This is a genomic window from Luteimonas salinisoli (assembly GCF_013425525.1).
In the GTDB taxonomy this organism is placed as follows: Bacteria; Pseudomonadota; Gammaproteobacteria; order Xanthomonadales; family Xanthomonadaceae; genus Luteimonas; species Luteimonas salinisoli.
Genome location: NZ_JACCKA010000085.1, coordinates 1 through 20,303 on the forward strand (window position 1 = coordinate 1; position 20,303 = coordinate 20,303).

Genomic DNA, 20,303 nt, shown 5'->3' on the forward strand with positions numbered 1-20,303 from the left:
GGAAGGTCTGAACAACTCGTCCGTTCCGCGCGACAATAGCGCAACTTGATTGGGACAGCGATCGATGCAGCTGACGTTCGGTGACGCCGAGGGCTTGGGCAAGGGCAAGCGGACCCGCAAGGAGATCTTCCTGGCGGAGATGGACCAGGTGGTGCCGTGGAAGGCGCTGCTGGCGCTGATCGAGCCGCACTACCCGAAGACGGGCCGCCCCGGCCGCCAACCGTACCCACTTGCCACAATGCTGCGCGTCCACTTCCTGCAGCAGTGGTACGCGTTGAGCGACCCGGCGATGGAAGAGGCCTTGTACGACACTCCGGTGATGCGCCGGTTCGCCGGGCTCGGTGGGCTGGACGGCATCCCGGACGAGACGACAATCCTCAACTTCCGGCGATTGCTCGAGACGCACGACCTGGGCAGGCAGATCTTCGAGCAGGTCAATGCGCATCTGTCGCGTAAGGGCCAGAGCTTGCGCGCGGGCACGATCGTGGATGCGACGATCATCGCGGCCCCGAGCTCGACGAAGAACCAGGATGGCGAGCGGGATCCGGAAATGCACCAGACGAAGAAGGGCAACCAGTGGTACTTCGGGATGAAGGCGCACATCGGCGTGGACGAGGAGTCCGGGCTGGTGCACCACGTGGAATGCACGGCGGCGAACGCGGCCGACATCAGCCAGGTCCACAAGCTGCTGCACGGCAAGGAAGGCACGGTACGCGGCGACAGCGGCTACGCCGGCATGGACAAGCGCGAAGAACTGCAGGAGGTCCGGGCGGCTTTCGTGGTGGCGGAGAAGCCTTCGAAGATCCGCGCGATGAAGAACAAGCGCGACCGCCGGTACGCGGAGCGTTGGGAGCAGTACAAGGCGAGCCTGCGGGCGAAGGTCGAGCACCCGTTCCGGGTGGTGAAGCAGCAGTTCCGCCACATCAAGGTGCGCTACCGCGGATTGATGAAGAACACCGGCCAGATGCTGACGTTGTTCGCGTTGTCGAATCTGTGGATGGCGCGCCGGCACTTGCTGCCGGCGACGGGATAGGTGTGTCCCCCGGGCGGGGAACCCCGCCCAAATGCGCCGAAAACGGCGCAACGAGCGTCGCAGAGCTTGTTGACCCCGAACACTGGAATCACTGCGTCAAGCCACGTTGTTCAGATGATCCCTAGACGGGGCGTAGCCCAAACTCTGCGCTGCGTTCCTTGGGTCGTCAAATGAAGTTCGGACAGACGCTTGGGCCACGGCCCTCCATGGCCGATCGTGGTGCCGAGGCCGTAGCCAGCGACGGGCGAGCTTGCGGTCGCAGGACCGTGGCTATTGCCAGCGCCTGGCGGTCCGGAGTGGTACCCCGATCGGACGAATGCACCTTGGCTTGCCGCCCTCGCCGGCCCGTCGCTGCCCGCTTGGCCTACCGGCCGGAGCTTGCCTCCTCCGGCTCCACGGCGAATCTGGTCTCCAGCCCCTCGATTACCCCGCCCAGCATCTCCGCGACGGCCTGGCAGCCGACCGCGAGGTGCGGGAGGCAGCACACCGACCAGATGCCCACCGACCGGAACTGGACTCCATCTCACGACACCGGCTTGGGGCGTCGCTCCGAGAACTTCGAATCCAGCAACTCAAGCCAAGCATCCACGCGATAGTGCTCCTCCGGAGCGAATTTGAGCATTCCCTTGAGCACTTGCTTCGCTTCCGACAGCTCACCCAGCTGGTAGTGGGCTTTGGCTAGTGCCCAGTGCGCCTCCGGACTGAGCGGCTGAGCCGTCACCCACTCCAGTGCAGTGAACTTGGCGGCCTTGCTTTCCCCCGATGCGAGCATCTCGTCAAGCTCGGACCTTCTGTTGTTGCTCCGGTTGATACTCCGCCCTTCTTTCACCGCGCCCAGTAGATTGACCGCGATTACGAAGAAGATGACCAGCATGCCGAGCACGCCGAGCGCAATGGCGATCAAAAGCCACTTGATCGCCACGAGCTGGCTCAGTAACAGTGCAAAGGATTCCACCGAACTCTCCATTGCGGCCTAGCGTTTGACATGAGCGGCGGCTGAAAGCAAGAGAAGCTTGCTGGAGGACGTTCGCTCGATGGAAGGGCCAGACATCTGGTTCTGGTTGGGGATTGAGTGCTTCATGTGCTTCACACGGATGTGCTCTACAACCATTGCAGGGACTAGCGACTTCGCTCTCAGCGAACCTCGACTTCAGTACAGATACCGCTCTGGAACCAAACTTCGGCAACTAGCCGCCCTGCTCGCCATTGGGCAACATCTCGACCATGATCCATGCCGCCAAAGAACGTGCACGGCCCTGCTTTGCTGACAACGTACTTGAAATCCCTCCCGATGAGGTCTCTGCCTGGCTCAAACAAAGCGCGAAGAGCCAATTCGGCCTTCTGGCGGCGCCTGCGACGGCGGACTACCAAAGCGCCAAGCACCAGCGCGAGAAGAACTGAGATGGCGTACATGATGGCTAGCGTCTAAATTAAGCCGAGCCGCGAAGCGGCTTCGGCTTGAATGAATTGTCAGGCATCGTACCCGTGCAGCCTGAGGTACGCAGACAGCAATTTCGAGATGTCGTCCGGGTAGGCATAGAAGGCTCTATCTAGCTCATCCCAAGTAGAAAACCGGTTTGTCAGTGCGAAGAGCTGCTCTTCGCGCGCAAATCTGTCCGGGGAGGGGCCGCTGGGCCCAAAGAGGGCGTTGGCTCTTTTGACTATATTGCCCATTTGTGTTGCACCGATAAGATCGAGCGCGGTTGGCGCGTACCTAGCAAGATCTCCAGAGCTATTGAAGTAGTACTGGTCAAAACCGCCGTTATTTACGTCGCCCTCCAAGCCCCAAATTGTGGCGAGCACACGATCTGGCTCACTTAGCGAGTTGAAGCCAGATTCGCTCAGTCTCGTGAGAGCTTTATCGAAGAGAGGCTGGAGTGTGTCCATCGATGCCTAATTACGGTTAGACCCCTAGATGGGGCAAAGTACGAACTCTGCGTCGCGTTCCTTGGGTCGTCAAATCGAGGGCGAACGGGCGGTTGAGCGCCTTCCAGGCAGAACGTATAGGCAACCTGGCGCGTGCTCCAGGGGCCGGCGTCGGTTCACGCCACTGGCCGGGTCATGGTGGAGGAGGTCGTCCGTCGCCGGCGACTCCAACCGCGGCACCAGGCGGTGGTTCCGCATCACCTGCCGCCAGCTGCCGGCGGGCTGCGCAGGCACCGCCACCAGCATGCGCGGATTAGTGCCGAAGCGCGCGGGCCGCATTGCTAGGGTGGGCAATCGGCCGTCTCCATGCTGCCGTCGGCCCCGAGCTGGATTGCCCCGCCGCCGATGATCGAGATCACCAGCCCGTTCGACGTGTAGGACGACGTCGCGGGCGCGCCCGGCAGCACGCGCCACGAACTCGCTTGCCATCGACCGTCGGGTCGGCGCTCCAGCGCATGGCCATCACTGGTAGTCCTCGTAACGCAGAACGCAGGCGTTCCTATCCTGGAATTCGAACGTCAGCCTCCGCTAGCCCTTGGCCTTGATCGCCACCAGGTCGTGCTCCGACGCGAAGCGATGTTCGACCCCAGCCACCCGAGTGCTCCGCTAACGATTGAAATGGTCACAAGCTCAACTGGTAGCGAGATTGCAGTCGGTCGTTGAGCGACTGCAGAGCCGTGAAGATGAAGCTGAAAGATCGCCCACACACCGACGAAAAGAAGGACGGTTGCGGTGTTCAACCGCCTGCCGCCCAGAAAGCATGTCAGGAAGGCGAGTGGAGCGGTGGAGATGGCGGCCGCCAACGACGCTGCGAACAGGAACGCCAGGAGCGAGCCTGTGGCGCTGATGGCTTTGGCCCCCAACCCGGCGCCAAGGAAGGCCATTGCATAGACGAAGGCAAAGGCATGCGCGACGGCGACAAGCACGACCACCAGCAGTCCGAGAAGTGACGGCCTCATTCTGCTAGCACCCCCGCCTGGGGCGAACGCCGCAGCGGACTGGTCCTGGACGAGCTGCCGTCACCCAACGGCCAAGGCGCGAGCCATCCGTGCAGCGCCATGGCTGGCAGCAGGATCAGATAGGCCGGCATGCCGACCTTGAGGATACTCAAGGCGAAATGGAGTACGCGCCTCACTGGTACGTCGAACTGCGATTCGGCCCCGATGGGCCCCCGCCGGCACTCTGCGCCTCGTGCTCCGGGTCGTCAAATCCGGCCGCGCGGTCAGCCTTCCGCTTCCAGGTGCGGGTACGTCCACGGCCGCAGTGAATTGCCAGCCGGCGCCCGACGCAACTGGCGCCTCGTTGCGGTGAGCATTGCGTGCCGCCTGGCGCTCAGGTTCAGGGGACGGTTTCGACAAGGGCGACGAGGTCCCACTGCAATCTGTTGTCAGAGTTCGACTGCCTGACCATCCGGATCGAAGTAGTAGATGTTCTCATGCTTGAAGCCCCAGGCACCTCCGGTCTTCCGGATGTGCGGCTCAAAGGTGAATAGACCGACCTCCCCCAGGCGAGCGTCGTTACCCTTTTCGATGTAACGACGATGCTCACGGGCTGACTCGATGCTATGCCCGACGTTCCCGAGGAAGTCCAGATTCTCGAAGCCCTCAGCACTGATCATTGCGTTGGCGAATTCGAACAGCTCCATAAAGCGCATGCCTGGCTTCACTGCGGCAAGCATACGTGCATGAAGCTCCTGTTCGAACGCAATGCCCTCCTGAAACTCCAGCAGGCTGGGGCTTGCAGTACATCGACCGTTCTCCACCACGAAGCTTCGCGCACAGTCGCCCCAGACACCGTCTATCGACGGACTTAGATCGACCGTGACGAGATTCAGCTGACCCACAACCTCGCTGCTCGGTTGGTACTCGCGACCAGATACTGAGAGGCAGCTCCGAGAGCCCAGTAAGACAAGCGCGGGGCAATTGTAGTACCAAGTGTCATTAGCGCCACGTCTGGCCATCATTTGCGTGGCTCTCTGAACGATGCTCGCCTCTGTGTCGCCGGGAGTGATCGTACTCGCCAGTTCCGCCAGCACGTTCTTTGCAATGACTTGTGCTGCCTGATGCGCGTGAATGCTCGACACGAGATCTAGCACCTAGATTGGGCCGCGCCGCGAAGCGACGTCGGCTTGGACGAGCTGTTGGGCGCGCTACGTGTCCAGTGACACATGAGACGGGCGGCCGCCAACGAAGTAGCAGGTGAAGATATGCCCCGTGTTGTCAGTGAGGCATTCGAAGGAGATGTCCCATGGATGGGACTCGACTCCGTGAAGCGGGACGCCTACGCCACAGAGTTGAAGCGCCAAGCGCCACTGCCCCGGAAACGTGCGCCCGAAGTGCTGCTCGTATCTAGGGATAATTAGCTCAGCTGCCTGTGCAAAGGCCCTGTCTGGATCGAGTACGATCTTGTTGAAGAACTCGGCTTGGGACACCGTGGGAGGGGCTTCACCGAGAGTGTCGATTGATACGGCGAGCTCATTCTCTGCGCATGCGTCATGCATCCAGTAGGGGCCGTCCCTGCCCTTCTCCAGAGTGATATGCCCGAATACCGGATCCTCGATGCTGATTGGTTTCCGCCAAAGGAAGTCTAGAAATGACATGCGCGCCCATCGCTTGAGTTGAGGCGTGCCGCGAAGCGGCATCGGCTTGACGAACTGCCACTAGAACCACCGCAGCCATGCAACCAGTCCTATACGTAGGTTACGAGGCCCAACGGTACCCGCGACCAGGGACACAACTGCGACTCCGCCACCGCGCCAAAAAGCAAGAGCAAGCACGACGCAGGTCACACGCGGAAATGTCGATATGAGGCGTTTGAGCTGAGCCGACTCGAGCGAAGTTGGGCGCCACTGCTTCGCCAAGCGGGTGCAACTGCTGATCAAAGGCGCTGCTCAAGTTGGTCCCAAGGTATTGGACAAGGGCACTCCGCATCAGGCCACTCGGCAGGCTGGGCCGTTAGCTCCAAAGGCGGACCGACGCTCAGCTCGGCACCAGACGGCTGGCTCTTCAGTACACGGCCACTGCTTGGCGCCCGCACTACCAGAAGCTCCGTCTGCGGCCTATAGCTGCTCAGTAGAGGATCTTTGTCATCTACCCCCAATTCTTGGCTCTCGTAGTCGTAGACGGTGAAGACCTCGTTCTCCGTACTGCGCAGGAAGTAGATGAGACCACCGTGCTCTGGTTCCTGAAAGCGCTTGGCTTCCGAGAACACGTAGCGTTCCTCGTTGACCTCGGCGCGCGTGAGATCGTCTCGCAACTGGGAGCGATAGTCGGGCCAACTGCGAACCCACCTGATGCTGGATAGAAGTGCGATGCCTGCACAGACAGGCGTGGCTACTGCGACCAACCAAACTGTCGTGGAACTTTGCAGGCCCAGATTCAGGTTGAACGCTTTGCCGAGCACCCAACCCACTACGAGCCAGGCCACTACGACGAATAGCAAGCTCGCGGCCCACAGCACAAGGGCATTACCTGCGCCGCGCATCAATCGCTTGAGCGTATTCGGGGCCTCTGTAAGAAGCTTCCGCAGGGATTCGACTTCGTCCGGAGTCGCCTTGCGACGAGAGGTGCTTGTGGGCACAACTGAATCCTGTGGCGCCTAACGGCTTGAGCTAGGCCGCGCAGAAGGCGTCGGCATGATTGACTAGCTGGCCAGATGATGCCACGACAACTTCTGCCAGCACGACTACTACTTGAACTCGTTGCCATCCCTGATGATCCCCATGACCGCATCGTGGCAAGACGTGCATACGAAGCCACGCTCCAAGCCAGACTTCGGGTCCGTATTCTCGTGCACGCGGACAGTTGGACCAAAGCTAAACCGGCTTTGAAGCGCGATCACGTCTAGCGCCTTGTCGAAGTACACCCACTCTCTGCAGTTGATCGACCATGCTTGGCCGCGGTACGTTACGGATGCGCCGCTCCCGATCAGCGCTTCTTCCAGAGGAGCCAGGTGTTTGCAGACCATACTTTCCGCCCAACGCTTTAGTTAAGCCGCGCCGCGAAGCGGCGTCGGCTTGAATGACTGCTAGGCCGCATGCGCATGACTATCATCATGCCCAGCTAAGGCCAAGAAGCCCGCCCCCGATGTAGCCTACAAATACCGCGGAGAGAACTGCTACTGCCAATGTGCTTCTACGCCGAGCCAGTATTGGAAGGTAGACCAGAACTGGGGCAAGTAATACGTAGTGGATCGTCCAAGAGCGAGATAGCCAAAGGCCAATGGCGAGTGCACCTGCGAATCCCAGAGTGACGCCTATGAGGAAGGGAATGGCTTTGGCGGAAATCATTTCTGCGGCCTAACGCCTAGATTGAGCCGACCCGCGAAGCGAGTTCGGCTTGAATGAATTGTTGTGCGCCAACAGACTTGCCATGGCGCCCAGCCTCTAACTTGCTGCCGCAATGTAGGTCCGCTGGTCTACCTACCGGCACTTGCGCCCTCCGGGATGACGTCGGGCCGCGCCCCCGGGCAGGACACGTCGACGTTCGTCAGGCACCGCGCCGCTGCTCTGGAATTGATACCAGGCGAACCCCGGCAAGAAGTCCCACGCCGATACATCCCGGAAAGACCCAAGCCCAGTCACCTTGCTCTTGAAGAAGACTGGCCAACAGTAGTGCAGCCGCGCCCGCCACGAAGGACCAGCCGGACAGGTGGAACCCTTCGAGCGGCCTGCCAATGTCGAAGGGATTTGCACGCCAGCTCGGGGCTACCCATTCCTTGTCCGTACGGAAAACTGACAGGGCAACCACCGAGAACGTCGAGAACCCGATGAAAATGAGCGGGAAGTCCCAGCTCGGCGGCGCCGAGAAGTCATCTTGCATTGCAGCCTTGATCCCGAGCCATGCGGGCAGGGACAGCACGATGAAGCCAATGCGAATCATCAACCAGGTATCCGACCTACTCTCCATAGCGTCTCGATAGCCTCCTGTCAAGGAATTCCAAGAAGCCGCGAGCGAGCTGGTTCTTCATGGCCCAACGCTGAACTAAGCCGCGTCACGAAGTGGCGTCGCTTGACCGAATGGCTAGGCCTGCGCACCGGTCATCTCCGCCAGCTCTTTGGTGATCTCAGCAGGCCGCACGCTCGACGCAAGAGCAATGGCATACCCTTCCCCGGAGTGTAGCTTTAGAAGCAGGGCACCAGGCAGCACCGTCCGTGACACACGGAACGATGCAATGGCCTCCCATGGGATCAGCAGCATCTCGTTCGCCTTGGTCACGACTATGCCTCGGGGGCCAGAATCAACTCTTCGCGGACTAAGATGCCACATCAGGTAGAGGACAACTGACATCGCGGGTTAGGTGCCGAGCTGCGCTAGCAGCCAGGATCCGAGCAGAAGGGCCGCAGGTAGCACCAACCAACTTCCGGCTAGCCATTGAACAGCACCGCGATCCGGCCAGCGCCTGGAACGTGCGACCGCTGCGGCGGCGCACAGCCCGGCAGCCGGCACCAGGTAGCCGAGTGCGAAGATCGGAAGGAGTGCCCCGGAGTCGACATTGCCGGGGTGCTGAGACACAGAATTTGCGTGAAGCAGCGTCGCCGGGACAGCCAAGGTCAACATCACCGCTGCACCTCCGAACAGGCGAGTCACGAGCTTTTCTGGATCGGCAGATGTACCCATGGCCCCTAACACCGCATTGGACGGCTGCGGGCCAAAAGAGCGCCAGTCGATACGATGGGTTGTCCCCGCAGTTCACTTGAACACACAACTATATTGCGCCGGACGTTGGTTTACCGGTGTTGACTTCAGTTTGCCTGCGAACTGCATACAGCCAACCGACGAACAGCAGCAACAGTGGGGAGAACCAAATGAACCCGCCGTAGATGATCTCTTGAGGTCCTGCAAGCTGCAAGTAGCAAGCGATGATGGAAAGTAGCAAGACAACCGGACCAGCAACGCGGGCCGGGACCCACCGAAATGCGGTGCCAATCACTGTGAGAACAATGCCCGGCCAGGCCAAATACAGGCCCACAAGGTACGGTGGTTCCATGATGGCGGCTAAGACGAATGTCGCTCCGTGCCCACCAAAAAGTGGCACCGCAAGAAACGCTGGGATCATCAGCAGCGCGAGCACTGCCTCCGCGATTCTCGCTCTTCTGGAAGCCATAGGAAGCGGCCCTCGCAATCTAGCGCCTGAATCAAATCGACTTGGGAAGCGAGCGCGGCTTGGATGAACTGTTAGCCAGCTGCGCCAAGACCAAACCTAGCCAAAGCGAACGCTAGCGCGAAAGCATAACCGTAGGCGAACTTGTCCAGTCGTACCAGCCCCGATCCCCTCTTGGCGCGCCAAGCGCCGATGGCGCCCAATGCCAGGCCCACAGCGATGGGGGTGACAACCAGATTTGCTACGGCGGCGTAAGGGTGGGAGATCAGTTGCTGGGGAAGAACCAGGAACGACAGCCAGCCGAGCAGCCCACCAAGGATGACGTAGCCAGTGACAGCTAGAGCGGGATGAACCGGCGCTCGATCTCGCTTGAACGCGTGAGCGCCTACCTCAACAAGGCCCTCCAGCACGAATTGAATAAGGAACTCAAGGAGCAGCTCTACCAAGAATGACAAGGATCCTTCCCCTGCTGGCCAACTACGGTTAGATCCCCAGATGGGACGGAGCACGAACTCTGCGCTGCGTTCCCTGGGTCGTCAAATCCAGTTTGGACAGGCGTTGGGCCGCTGCCTCGCCGTGGCCGATCGCGATGGTGATGTGGGGAACTCCTTGTCCGGATTGTGGCGACCGCAGCGTGTCTGGGGCCCAGCATGCCTAGCCGGGCGTCAGGTCCTGGAGAAGAGTATTCGCGCTGCTCGTGCGGCTCCTACGCTCAGCGCGGAAAGTCTCCGTCCACGTACAGCCAGCGCCCGTCCACCCGCTCGAAACGGCTCACCTCATGCAGGCGGACGGCCCGCGCACCGCCCGCCTTGTAGCGGGCGACGAACTCGACCACGGCGGTGCCGTCCCCGATGTCCACGTGGCGCTTCACGTCCAGACCCAGCCAGCGCAAGCCGGGGGTGTCGTCCAGCTCGAACGGATCCGGCCGGGTGGCGGGATGCCACGTGTCCACCAGGTAGTCGCGCAGGCCGAGCACATAGGCGCTGTAGCGCGAGCGCATCAGCGCCTCAGCGGATGCAGCCGGCGCGCCTTCGTGCAGAGGTTTGCAGCAGGAGGCGTAGGTGGCTGAAGGATTGCAGGGGCAGGCTGTCGCCATGGGGAGTCGACGATTGAATTTCTAGGGGGCAACGCGGGCAATGGACAGCCGAGATTTTCCACGTCTGTCGGTCGCCTTGAGAGTGATACCGCCCTGGTCCGCCTCGAGCTCTACGAGAATGCTGGGCTCGCCCCGTGGCATAGGCGAAATGCCAGAAATCTTGAAGGTGCCGAGGGAGTGAGCGGACCTTGCTAGTGCTGTCTCGCCACGGAGGAGATGGATCAAGATTTCCCCCTGGCCATCTTCGGCAGTGCTGAACGTTTGCGAGACTGCGCATGGCAATTCGCAGCCCTTTTCCAGTAACGTCGTAAACACGCCGCCCAGCGTTTCAATCCCAACGGGCTCGCGCAACGTGCCGTCCGGGGAAATTGCCTCGGAGCGAGGCTCTACCACCAGCGAGGCGTCGTCGGCATAGGCGCAGCCGGCGAGAAGAAGAGCTAGCAAGCCATGCGAGAGTGCCACTGTCATGGCGACGTATACGACGCTTCGCCGATCCGCGGGAGAGTGAGGCCATCTCCAGCCGATAGATCTACACGACCCGGATCGATGCTAGATATCACTCTTGCCCGGCGTGCAGAACGATGCTTCATTGAGCGCCTCGCGCCTGAGTTAAGCCGACCTGGCCCGCGCAGCCGGACAAGTTCAGCTTGAACGAATCGTTAGGCGACGTCGCGGCGCCATAGCACATGCGTATCTCCATCTACGAATCCGATCCCGACACCCGCTTTGCTGCGAAGTACGCCCGATTTGGAACCTTCGGCGATGTATGAACTAGCCAAATCAGTCAACGTCTCGAGCCACGCCCGCCAGTCAGGACCAGCCACTGTAAAAGGTACCTCAAAGATATCCTCGCCCGTCGAGAACGTCTCGGCAGAAGGCCTGTAGTCTGTGCTCGGATCTGCCCCAGGAAGAAATGCCTCGGTTCCGACGAGCTGCACGTGAACAGAGTCCGCGCCCTCGTATAGGTTGAAGTGAAAGGCTTCTGTGCGAGCTGGTATGGGCTGAGACAGCACCCTGTCGAGCCAAGAGAACAAGCCTGCGTTGGTCGAGCTACTGGAAGGTGTCATAAGCCACCTAGCGCCTGAATTCGGCCGACTCGCGAAGCGGGTTCGGCTTGAACGAATTGCTAGGTCCACTGAGCCGATCAGTGCAGAACCACAAGTAGATTGGCACAGCCGCAGGCCATGCCAATAGATTGGCTGCTGACCAGGCGATCCGGCGCGAAGCGCATGAGATCGCGCGATTGAAAAATGGTTCTGCCGTGGCCCAGAGCATATGGATGAGTCCAAGTAGGAGAAGTGGGAGCCACCACCAAGCAACAATACTGACCCGCGTTGAGGCGCCACTCCAAGACAAGAAGCGTGCGAACGCGAGTGCCGCACCGTCACCAAATGCAAGCAAGGTAAGACAGGCCACAGGGAAGACCGCGACTACTAACCAAATGACTCGGTGATTCAAGGTGTGGGCCTAACGCCTGAATTAAGCCGACCCGTGAAGCGGGTTCGGCTTGAATGAACTGTTAGCCCCCTGCGGCGTGCCAGCTTCTAAAGCAGTGCTGACATTGCTTTGCGCGAGCAGTCCTAAGTGGCTTTCCGCAGTAGGGGCATGGGATCGGTTTCTCAGTCATGCGTGCGACAATTTCTGGCTTCATGGGAAACGTAAGTGCCTCCGTTTCAGTTCGCCAGAAGTCATCGGAAGCAACATTTGCTCCGTACTCTGAAAGATATTCAAGAAGCAAGGCTCTATCTACCCTCTTATGCTTCGGAAGAACCTTGTATTTTTCAGTGTTTTCGAAAGGAAAGGGTTCGCCATGCTCCCAAAATTGCCATCCTGGATCTCGCATCACTCGTACTGCGCGATTAAGTTTTCCGTTCTTGTAATGGATCATCTCCTGAATTGAATCCTCACCGACTCCTAAACGTGAGCGAACAGAAAGCGTTTCAAAACTGAAATCAGTTTGCACCCAAGCATTGACGTAGCTTGCTGCTGGAAGTGAGGCTGTGAGGTGCGGCGACGAGATTGGAGACCAAAGTATTTCCGTTGTTGAGTCGGCAACTGATAGATCGAGTTCTATCCACTGACTATGGACTCTTACGGCTCGACTCGTTGCATCAAATGCGTTTGCTATCTCTTGGAGCGATGCTCTAATGACCGTCAACGAGAAGTATTCAGTGTCAATCATTGGAAGGGCTAGCTGCGATTAGACCCCAAGATGGGGCGTAGTGCGAACTCTGCGCCGCGGTTCTTGGGTCGTCAAATCGTGGTCGAACGGGCGGCTGGGCGCCTTCCAGGCGGAACACACAAGCGACCTGGCGCTGCTAGGGCGGGCAGTCGGCCATCTGCATGCTGCCGTCGGCCGCAAGCTGGATTGCCCCGCCACCGACGAGCGCGATCACCAGCCCGTTGGACGTCTCGGACGATGTCGCGGGCGCGCCCGGCAGCACGCGCCACGAACTCGCTTGCCATCGACCGTCGGGTCGGCGCTCCAGCGCCACGACGGTTCCGCGGTTGAGGGCCATGTGCGCGAGCCCGGTCGTTGCGACGACCCGGTCTCCAAGTCGGTGGATGTCCTGCAAGTTGACGTCGAGGATCTGCTGGAAATGCCCGTCGTCGCCCACGAACCCCAGTTCACCGCCCCACTCGCCGCGGTTGCCGCCCACCAGCCAGCCGTCGTCCACGCGCAGTGCGACATGCGGTGTCTGCTCGATGGATTCCCTGTGTTCCACCAGATTGCCCGGATGTACCTTGATGACGTCGGCCCCGGCCTGCCTCTGCTGGTCTTCGTCCGCCGCGCCATAGCTGAGGACCTGGGCCGAGTACTTCAGCTGCTCGAGTTTCCTGCTCGCGGTGGCGTAGTAGAGCTTGGTGCTCGATGACTCCGGTTTTGCGTCGTAGTCCGGCTGGCACTCGGGCAGCCCCTGATTGATCGACTGGAACGCGAAGAACTCGGATGGAAAATGGCTCCGGGGCGAATCCCGCGTATCGCTCGCGCCCGAGCGGATGGCCGTGACCGCCTCGGCCGCGGCATCGCGAACCGGCGCGTACCAATGCGCTGCAGACGTGCGGTCCAGCGCCGCGAGCGCATCACGCGCGCCGATCCGACCAAGCGCACGCGCCGCCGCCCAGGCCAGCGTGACATCGGCACGATCGTCGAGCGCCTCGATCAGCGCAGGCGTCGCCTTCGCGTAGCCGATGTAACCGAGCGTCGTGGCGGCTGCGGCGCGCAGCTCCGGCTCCTGCTCGAGGATCGCGAGCACCGCCGGGCCGGCATCGTGTCCGGCCACCCCGACTTCAGCGAGGTCGCGCAGCGTGACCTCGTCATGTCCGTCGGCGAGACGCTCGGCGAAGATGCGGCCCGCCTGCGTCGACTGGATCCCGATCAGCGCTTGATCGATCCAGGGCGAGAGATGCGGCGCCTCCTCACGCTCTCGCAGCAGGTCCTGTTCCAGCGCCCGTCCGTCGGTTCCAAGGTCCGCGATCATCGACAGCGCACCACGTGCCACCTGTGGCGATGCCTTGCGATCGCTGGCCATCCGTATCAGCCCCGGGCCCGCGGCGGCGCGTTCGGGACCCATCCGGCGCAGCACCGCGCCCAGCAGGTAATGGGTATCATCCCGGCACGATGGTGCGCAGGCCGCACGTTCGAGGATGAACGGAATCGCCTGGCCCCCGAAAAGCTGCAACGCATAGGCCTCCTGGTTTTCGGGAGCGCTGTCGGACACCAGATAGCGATCCACCGCTTCCTTCGCCGCTTCCTCGGTGCCGATCCGCGCCAGCGCTGGCGCCAGCCATCCCAGGTCGCGGTCCAGCCCTTCGATGATGTCCGGCAGGTAGGCCGGGGCGATCGCCGGCGCATCGCGCAACATGAAGGCGGCCAGGTCTGCGATTCGCTTGTCAGGATCCTTCAGCAGCGGGATCAGCGCGTCGACGGCACCTTCATGAGCCAGGATCCCTCGCTTCAGCGTGTCCGCATCCAGCCCCATCCCGCCCATTGATCCGTCATTGGCCTGCGCCTTGTCCCGCAGTGCCTGTACGCATGCGGACAGACCACCGCACTCGCGCGATTGCACGTCACTGCAGCCAGCGAGGATGGCAAGCACCAACAGTGCCGCAAATTCCCAACGTTGCATTCGATACCCCGGCGAATTATGGCTCGACCAGCTTGAAATCACCGCCCGCCGCCGCGAACGGCCGAGCAAGCTGAAAGGTCCCCTTGGTATCCCTCGAGTACGGTACGAACACTTCGACGGTCTCGCCCGATACATGAGCCAGTCGCGTGCATATCGCATCCGTACTCTGCTGTTGCTCCGGCGGTACCACGTACGTATCGAGGCAGACGCCTGCGGCCCGGATGGAGCCCAGGTTGGCGGACTGCGCGAAGGAAGACTGAAGCAGCTCGACCATCGCGACAGAATCCGGATGTTCGGTGCCGAGGTCCCCAGCTACCTGGGTAATCGCTCCGTCGGGGCTCATCGAGACGCCAAACGGGATGAACTCGCCATGGGCGAGCAGCATGTACTCGGCAAAGACGCGAGCCTCGTTGTACAGAGCGTTGAGATCTTCTGAAGCCACTTGCGATCCCTCTACTGCGATTCGATTCGTTAGCGCCCACAGGCACTGCCATCTACCGATCCAGGAAGTTGCTCAAAAGTAAGAGAGATCGACACGATCTTGTCTTTGCGAGCTGTCAGCTCAATCCGCTGCCAGCATTGATCCTGCGGCAGTGGCGGACGGCTACATTGGATGGTGCGCGATTCTAGATCGGGAACGCTGCCTGGAAGAGGCTTTGCCACTACCGCGGAACAGTCGAGTTCGAGACCTCCCAAGCTGGCCTCGGCCGCGGAAAGCGACTGACCAATCTTCGCGCGAGACAACACGGTTTGAGCAAAGGCCTCGTCCGACATAGAGCCGGAGGTCTCGGCTTGGCTGCATGATGCGGCGAGCACTAGTAGCGGCAAGAAGCGGTGCATGTCTGCATGGTCGCTAACACCAGAGTGAAGCCGTGAAACGGCATCGGCTTGAACGGACCGTTGGGTGCGTCAATCCGGATAGCCACGAACATACCCTTTCCATTCAAGGATGTTTGTGGAGATCGACTGCTCATTGAACTTCTTTCCTTCAATTGTTTTTTCGGACCGACGAAGTATGCGAACGATCCCATCCGGGTCCGCGATGATTTGCAACCCACTCTCATGCGAGCAGCTAATGACTCCTGGCCCACCGACAAGACAGAGCCCAAGGTCGAGGCCAGTGCGCTCTTTGAACTTACCGAGTTCGTCGCCGATGGCAATGTAGTCGGACAGCGCCTGCAGCATCTGTTCCTCCGGCAATGCGGAGTAGATGATGCTTGCAATGTCATCAGAAGAAGCCGTGTCGCGTGATTGGCCATGTGAATCAAAGGGCGCAATCGAAGCGAAGACTGCGGCAGTCAACAAAAGGACCTTCGATACTGTCATTACGAACCCAACTACGGTTAGACCCCTAGGTGAGGCATAACACGAACTCTGCGCTGCGCTCCTCGGGGCGTCAAATCGAGTTCGCGCAGGCGGTTGGGGCGCTGTTTGGCCATGGCCGATCGCGGTGGGCTGCCGAGGCCATAGCCGGCGACGGGCCACACCTTGGTTCGTCGCTCTCGCCGGCCCCGTGCTACCCGCTTGGGCCTACCTGCCGGCGCTCGCCTCTTCCGGAACCACGTCGAACCGCGCCTCCAGCCCCTCGATCACCCCGCCCAGCATCTGGGCGACGGCTTGGCGGCCGGGCGCGAGGTCATCCGCGCCATCGGCGCGATGGGCGGCGGCGGCCTTCATCTCCTGCCGGAGCGAACGCGCATGCGGCAGGCGGGCATGCAGCTCGCTGGCGAATGCCGGGTGATCCGCCTGCGGCACGGTAGGCGCGTCCACGGCGGCGGCCGGCGCGAGCCGCTGCGCATAGACCTGATCCAGAAGGCCGCGCACCTGGCGGGCCGCGCTGAAGATGACCTCCCCAAGCGCAGGTAGGCTGTGGTCATCCAAGGGGGCGGTGCCGATCGCGATCACGTCGCCAGTGGCGGCGCTGTCGGGCGGCGCGCTGCCCATTTTCACTCGACAGACTGGAGCTCCAGCGGGATCGCACCCAAGGGGCTTCCTACGAACAGATACCGGCCCTCCCGCTTGCGCAAGAACACGACATACGCACGGCCTGCGGCGCAGCAGTCGGTTGCGTGCTCCGAAATCGTACGGTCAATGAGGATTTCCACCCGCTCCCCTGCTCTGGCATCACCCTTCAGGACGCCGGCAATGCGAGCGCTGACGCGGTGAAGCTCGGCGAATTCTCGATCTGTCCGTGGAAACGGTTCGATGGCGTCCACCACGGCCACCAACTCAGCTGCCGCAACCCGTTGCTCCACGGCGGGATTGGGCGACTCGACGGCATACGCGTTGCCCGCCAGGGCGACCAATCCAAAGAGCCATCGGTTCGGGCTGGATACGGCGTTCATCGCGCATCCGCAGGCCGGCACCGCAGCTTCGTCCGAGCTAGGGTATGCGTGGCCACACGGCCTTCGGCGATCGCCTGCTCCCCGCCGGCGATACCTTCCAGAATGGCTAGACGCCGCTGCATGAGCTGGAACGTCTCGGCATCCACCAGGTACGCGCGCGGCAAACCATCGTGGGCGATCAGAATCGGTCGCCTGTCCCGTGCGATCTCCGCGAGAAGCTCCGTGGCATCTCGCTGGATCGTCACAACGGACGCGGTGCGCATGATGGTGGTCGCTCAGGCCGCGGCCAGCCTGAGCTTGCCCACCCGTTGAAGGTCGACGTGTTGCCGCGCCACCCAGAGATCATGCGCATCCTGCATGGCCAGCCAGCTCTCGGGGGAGCGGCCGACCGCCTTGGACAGGCGGAGCGCCATTTCCGGGGTGACCCGGCTGGTGCCCTTGAGGATCCGGCTGAGGGTGGACGCCGCCACGTCCAGCATCTCCCCCAGCTCGCGGCCGCTGATGCCGTTGGGCGCGAGGTAGACCTCAGTGATGAACTCACCAGGGTGAGGAGGGTTGTGCATGGCCATCAGTGGTAGTCCTCGTAAGCCAGAACTTAGGCGTTCCCGTCCTGGAACTCGAAGGTAAGCTGCCAGGTGCCGTTGACGTTGTCGGTCAGCATCACCAGGGTCTTCCGAAGAGCCTGCGCGTCTTGGTGCCACTAGCAAGACGCACGAACAATAGCGTGAACAGCACGAAGACCGAACCGAGGATCCAAGGTGAATCGACGCGTGCTGAGAGGACGCGCATCAGTACGACTGATGCGACTGGATAGGCGACGAACAAGAGCGCCGCCTGCAGTGCGACTCGACGTTTGCTTTGCCGCTCCACGGGCCGCCTACCGATTGAGAGTTGAGCCGGGCCACGAAGCGGCGCCGGCTTGAACGAATTGCCAGGCGCGTACCCTACCACTGCAGCACCCCTGCTAATCGAAGCCCGGACGCGAAAGCCGCAAGAACGCCGAACGCGCCAGTAGTGCAGAACGTAACCCGGAAGGAACGACCGTAGGTCCAATGGCGCGTCCAAACATTTCCCGACATGCAGGCCTCAGCGGTCAGCGGCGGCTCGCCACTAAACAAGCGGGCAGCGTCATTTGGAAGATGCGGTTCAAGCAAAGCCATAGCAACTTCAGCTCTTTTCATCAGAACGCTTACCCTCTGGTCCAACTTCCAGAAGATGAAAGAAGTGAATGCTAGAAGCAGCCCGAGAAACAGGCTCAGTAGCGCGAGCTCTTTAGCCGCTTGAGCAGACGTAGCGATCCCGGCACCAACAAGGCCGACCAGGAAGAGGAAAAAGTTAAACACAGTCATTCTCTGCTGGGCATGCAGTTCGAAGTAGCGCCAAGCGTGCTCGAATGCCTTTGTACTAAGATCGTCCATGCTCGTTTAGCACCTAAGTATTATTAGGGACCAGCGCGCGCCCCTGGAGCTGCCGGTGGAGCTGGCTCATGAGCGACTGATACACAAGCATGTCAAAGAGTTGCAAGTTGGATGGCTCAAAAGCACCGCCAAGCAGCGGATGTAACCGCCAACCAAGGCATTGATTCTCGTCAGGGACGAGGCCGTGGCGGGCAGCAATGGGCAACCAGCTTGCAATGAATATTTGATCTAGCCACTCGGGAGACTTGTTGAGCGTGTTGTACTCGCCGGAGTCACGGGCAACCTGAGCATAGGTACCTTCCAGTACCGACAAAGCCCACAAGCTACCGTCCGGATTGCCAAAGACCCAATCACCAAATGCCGTAAGGAACAGCGGTGTGTCCGTTGCGGGAACAAGCCACGACCATTCGGCAAGGAAGGCAGCAGAGTCATAGTGGGCTGCTTCAACCATCAACGGACGAAGTTCTGTCATGTGGGCCCTGACTACGGTTAAGCCCCTAGATGGGCATAGCACGAACTCTGCGCTGTGTTCTTTAGGTCGTCAAATCGAGTTCGACATGCTGTTGGGCCGCTACCCCGCCCTGTCCGATCGCGATGGAGTGACGGTTCCATAGCCGGCGGCAGGTCACCTTGCGGTCGCAGGACCGAGGTCTCCGCCAGTACCTGGACGGTCCGGGGCGGAACCCCGATCAGACGAATGCACCTTGGCTCGCCGCCCCTGGGCGCGTCGCTGCCCGCTCGGCCTACCGGTCGGAGTTTGGCTCCTCCAGAATCGTGCCGAATCTTGTCTCCAATGCATCGACCACCCGGCCCAGCATCTCGGCGACGGCCTGGCAGCCGGCTGCGATGTCTTCCGCGCCATCGGCGCGATGGGCGGCGGCGGCCTTCATCACCTGCAGGAGCGCGTCGGCCGCGTATCCGATCAGCAAGAAGGGACGCTCATGGCCTGAATCAGGCCGAACCGCGCAGCGGGTTCGGCTTGAATGAATTGTTGGGCCTCACTTGTTCAACCCGACGGTACAAGCTCTGCCTTGGAGTCACGATCCCCGATAAGAATGAGCGCGTCACAGTGCAAACACCATGGGTCTTTGCGATAGCTCACGAACCATACTGGACGATCCTCGAAGCATTCGTAGCGGGCTTGGTGCAGCTTGTACTCGGAAGTATCGACTTGGTGAGAAGCCAGTACCCGCTTAGCAAGCGACAGAACCTCAGCTTGTGACCGTAGTGGAGCTTCGGGACAGACAGCCTCCGTCTCGACGGCGCCGCAGGTTAGACCAATAGCAAACAATGTGGGCAACCAAAAATGCTTCATGTGAGTCCTAGCGCCTGAACTGAGCCGACCCGCGAAGTGGGTTCGGTTTGAATGAATTGTCAGGGAGCAACGCCCTCTCCCCCGCCAAGAGAAAGAGCTTCCTCTGCGTACTGCAAGGAATCAGGCTGAGGGAACTGGCGGTAGTAGATGCGAACTTTGGCGATGTCATCGTAGATGGTCTTGTCGCGTCTTTTGAGCGGAATGTCTCGCTCGTAGTTGGCCAGAGAGATCAGGTTTCCGACTAACATTGCATCGAGCGATCTAAGGGCGGTTTCCTTGTCGCCTGAACGCAGGTGAGAAAGCGTGAGCGCCAAAAAACGTGCTTCAGATGCACTGCGCACGTAGAACCTCTCTAGTGACTCCCGGCCGCTTTCCTCCTTGGCGTAGAGATAGCCAGAGAAGGCGCTGAATAGAGCAACTGCGACGAGGGCGGCTGTCGTTGCGATGTTTCGAGTGCGAGGTAGCATCGGGTGGTTCCTGACTGGCATTGTAGATAGTAGCGACCTCGCTCTCAGCGAACCTGGACTTCAGGGCAGATGCCACTCTGGAACCAAGCTTCGGCAACTAGATCCGCGACGCTTAGCCAAGCGCGGACTGAGGCGTGAGCGCTCCCACCCGGATGAACGAAGCCGTCGGTGAACTCCACCTGCCCATGAAGTACTCGCCGGTTCGCGGTTGCCTATGGTTAGGCCGATAGCCCGACCGCTTCTGGGAGGCAGTTGGCAGCAGCGCAATCTTGACTTCCAATTCAGCGACGAGTGCTTCCATGGCGCCAGTTCCTGAGTCAAGCCGACCGCGAAGCGGGTTCGGAATTTGAAGGGATTGTTAGCCGCTCACTAGAACCAGTGGCGGCGCATGGCAGACAAGAAATCCTTGTTGATTGGGTACCCGGATGCTGAGCCAATAACTGCATCAATACCGCATTTGGGGCATAGGGC

At 60.7% G+C, this 20,303-nt stretch carries 26 protein-coding genes; 3 read left to right on the top strand and 23 right to left on the bottom strand.

Annotation, left to right across the window (positions count from 1 at the left end):
• The first annotated feature begins 64 nt into the window (after positions 1–64).
• Positions 65–1,033, top strand: coding sequence for an IS5 family transposase (locus tag H0E84_RS15010; protein ID WP_180677693.1), 969 nt, complete (start codon positions 65–67; stop codon positions 1,031–1,033).
• Between the two features lie 523 nt (positions 1,034–1,556).
• Here H0E84_RS15010 and H0E84_RS15015 read toward each other — a convergent pair.
• Positions 1,557–1,988: a tetratricopeptide repeat protein gene (locus tag H0E84_RS15015; protein ID WP_180679459.1), complete on the bottom strand. Its 432-nt coding sequence runs from the start codon at positions 1,986–1,988 to the stop codon at positions 1,557–1,559.
• 269 nt (positions 1,989–2,257) lie between these two features.
• Here H0E84_RS15015 and H0E84_RS15020 point away from each other — a divergent pair, with 269 nt between their 5' ends.
• On the top strand, positions 2,258–2,434 hold the full coding sequence (locus H0E84_RS15020) for a hypothetical protein (protein ID WP_180679460.1): 177 nt from the start codon (positions 2,258–2,260) through the stop codon (positions 2,432–2,434).
• Positions 2,435–2,503: 69 nt separating this feature from the next.
• On the opposite strand, the gene H0E84_RS15025 is transcribed toward H0E84_RS15020, so the two are convergent.
• Complete coding sequence (locus H0E84_RS15025) at positions 2,504–2,920, bottom strand: DMP19 family protein (RefSeq protein ID WP_180679461.1); 417 nt, start codon at positions 2,918–2,920, stop codon at positions 2,504–2,506.
• Positions 2,921–3,642: 722 nt separating this feature from the next.
• Between H0E84_RS15025 and H0E84_RS15030 the strand changes: the two genes are divergently transcribed.
• Positions 3,643–3,909: a hypothetical protein gene (locus H0E84_RS15030; RefSeq protein ID WP_219339768.1), complete on the top strand. Its 267-nt coding sequence runs from the start codon at positions 3,643–3,645 to the stop codon at positions 3,907–3,909.
• A 437-nt stretch (positions 3,910–4,346) separates the two neighbouring features.
• Here H0E84_RS15030 and H0E84_RS15035 read toward each other — a convergent pair whose 3' ends face one another.
• From H0E84_RS15035 to H0E84_RS15135, 21 genes are all read right to left on the bottom strand, one after another.
• Positions 4,347–5,054, bottom strand: a complete 708-nt coding sequence (locus tag H0E84_RS15035) for a M24 family metallopeptidase (protein ID WP_219339769.1) — start codon at positions 5,052–5,054, stop codon at positions 4,347–4,349.
• A 782-nt stretch (positions 5,055–5,836) separates the two neighbouring features.
• A complete protein-coding gene (locus H0E84_RS15040) occupies positions 5,837–6,538 on the bottom strand; it encodes a hypothetical protein (RefSeq protein ID WP_180679463.1) in 702 nt (233 codons plus the stop codon).
• A gap of 908 nt (positions 6,539–7,446) precedes the next feature.
• Positions 7,447–7,839, bottom strand: coding sequence for a hypothetical protein (locus tag H0E84_RS15045; RefSeq protein WP_180679464.1), 393 nt, complete (start codon positions 7,837–7,839; stop codon positions 7,447–7,449).
• Between the two features lie 141 nt (positions 7,840–7,980).
• Entirely contained in the window at positions 7,981–8,175 is a 195-nt protein-coding gene (locus H0E84_RS15050; protein ID WP_180679465.1) for a hypothetical protein, read from the bottom strand.
• Between the two features lie 490 nt (positions 8,176–8,665).
• Entirely contained in the window at positions 8,666–9,031 is a 366-nt protein-coding gene (locus H0E84_RS15055; protein WP_180679466.1) for a hypothetical protein, read from the bottom strand.
• Positions 9,032–9,135: 104 nt separating this feature from the next.
• Positions 9,136–9,507, bottom strand: coding sequence for a hypothetical protein (locus H0E84_RS15060; protein WP_257644240.1), 372 nt, complete (start codon positions 9,505–9,507; stop codon positions 9,136–9,138).
• A 266-nt stretch (positions 9,508–9,773) separates the two neighbouring features.
• Positions 9,774–10,157, bottom strand: coding sequence for a YchJ family protein (locus tag H0E84_RS15065; protein WP_180679467.1), 384 nt, complete (start codon positions 10,155–10,157; stop codon positions 9,774–9,776).
• Positions 10,158–10,178: 21 nt separating this feature from the next.
• Positions 10,179–10,625 (bottom strand): Hsp70 family protein, encoded by a 447-nt coding sequence (locus H0E84_RS15070; RefSeq protein ID WP_180679468.1) that lies wholly within the window; start codon positions 10,623–10,625, stop codon positions 10,179–10,181.
• Between the two features lie 1,051 nt (positions 10,626–11,676).
• Complete coding sequence (locus H0E84_RS15075) at positions 11,677–12,339, bottom strand: hypothetical protein (RefSeq protein ID WP_180679469.1); 663 nt, start codon at positions 12,337–12,339, stop codon at positions 11,677–11,679.
• A gap of 136 nt (positions 12,340–12,475) precedes the next feature.
• Positions 12,476–14,287 carry a HEAT repeat domain-containing protein gene (locus tag H0E84_RS15080; protein ID WP_180679470.1) on the bottom strand — a complete coding sequence of 604 codons (1,812 nt, stop codon included), beginning with the start codon at positions 14,285–14,287 and terminating at the stop codon, positions 12,476–12,478.
• A gap of 16 nt (positions 14,288–14,303) precedes the next feature.
• Positions 14,304–14,729 carry a hypothetical protein gene (locus tag H0E84_RS15085; protein WP_180679471.1) on the bottom strand — a complete coding sequence of 142 codons (426 nt, stop codon included), beginning with the start codon at positions 14,727–14,729 and terminating at the stop codon, positions 14,304–14,306.
• Between the two features lie 29 nt (positions 14,730–14,758).
• Positions 14,759–15,127 carry a hypothetical protein gene (locus H0E84_RS15090; protein WP_180679472.1) on the bottom strand — a complete coding sequence of 123 codons (369 nt, stop codon included), beginning with the start codon at positions 15,125–15,127 and terminating at the stop codon, positions 14,759–14,761.
• A 69-nt stretch (positions 15,128–15,196) separates the two neighbouring features.
• Complete coding sequence (locus tag H0E84_RS15095; RefSeq protein ID WP_180679473.1) at positions 15,197–15,613, bottom strand: hypothetical protein; 417 nt, start codon at positions 15,611–15,613, stop codon at positions 15,197–15,199.
• A gap of 204 nt (positions 15,614–15,817) precedes the next feature.
• The gene (locus H0E84_RS15100) at positions 15,818–16,237 is read right to left on the bottom strand and encodes a hypothetical protein (RefSeq protein WP_180679474.1); all 420 of its coding nucleotides are present in this window, start codon (positions 16,235–16,237) and stop codon (positions 15,818–15,820) included.
• Complete coding sequence (locus tag H0E84_RS15105; RefSeq protein WP_180679475.1) at positions 16,234–16,632, bottom strand: hypothetical protein; 399 nt, start codon at positions 16,630–16,632, stop codon at positions 16,234–16,236. The genes H0E84_RS15100 and H0E84_RS15105 overlap by 4 nt, the downstream gene beginning before the upstream one ends.
• On the bottom strand, positions 16,629–16,895 hold the full coding sequence (locus H0E84_RS15110; RefSeq protein ID WP_180679476.1) for a type II toxin-antitoxin system Phd/YefM family antitoxin: 267 nt from the start codon (positions 16,893–16,895) through the stop codon (positions 16,629–16,631). The genes H0E84_RS15105 and H0E84_RS15110 overlap by 4 nt, the downstream gene beginning before the upstream one ends.
• Before the next feature lie 12 nt (positions 16,896–16,907).
• The gene (locus H0E84_RS15115; protein WP_257644241.1) at positions 16,908–17,195 is read right to left on the bottom strand and encodes a HigA family addiction module antitoxin; all 288 of its coding nucleotides are present in this window, start codon (positions 17,193–17,195) and stop codon (positions 16,908–16,910) included.
• Between the two features lie 381 nt (positions 17,196–17,576).
• Positions 17,577–18,050: a RipA family octameric membrane protein gene (locus H0E84_RS15120; protein WP_180679478.1), complete on the bottom strand. Its 474-nt coding sequence runs from the start codon at positions 18,048–18,050 to the stop codon at positions 17,577–17,579.
• 13 nt (positions 18,051–18,063) lie between these two features.
• Positions 18,064–18,522 carry a DUF1851 domain-containing protein gene (locus H0E84_RS15125; protein ID WP_219339770.1) on the bottom strand — a complete coding sequence of 153 codons (459 nt, stop codon included), beginning with the start codon at positions 18,520–18,522 and terminating at the stop codon, positions 18,064–18,066.
• Positions 18,523–18,793: 271 nt separating this feature from the next.
• Positions 18,794–18,979, bottom strand: coding sequence for a hypothetical protein (locus tag H0E84_RS15130; RefSeq protein ID WP_180679479.1), 186 nt, complete (start codon positions 18,977–18,979; stop codon positions 18,794–18,796).
• 445 nt (positions 18,980–19,424) lie between these two features.
• Positions 19,425–19,832: a hypothetical protein gene (locus H0E84_RS15135; protein ID WP_180679480.1), complete on the bottom strand. Its 408-nt coding sequence runs from the start codon at positions 19,830–19,832 to the stop codon at positions 19,425–19,427.
• Positions 19,833–20,303: the final 471 nt, after the last annotated feature.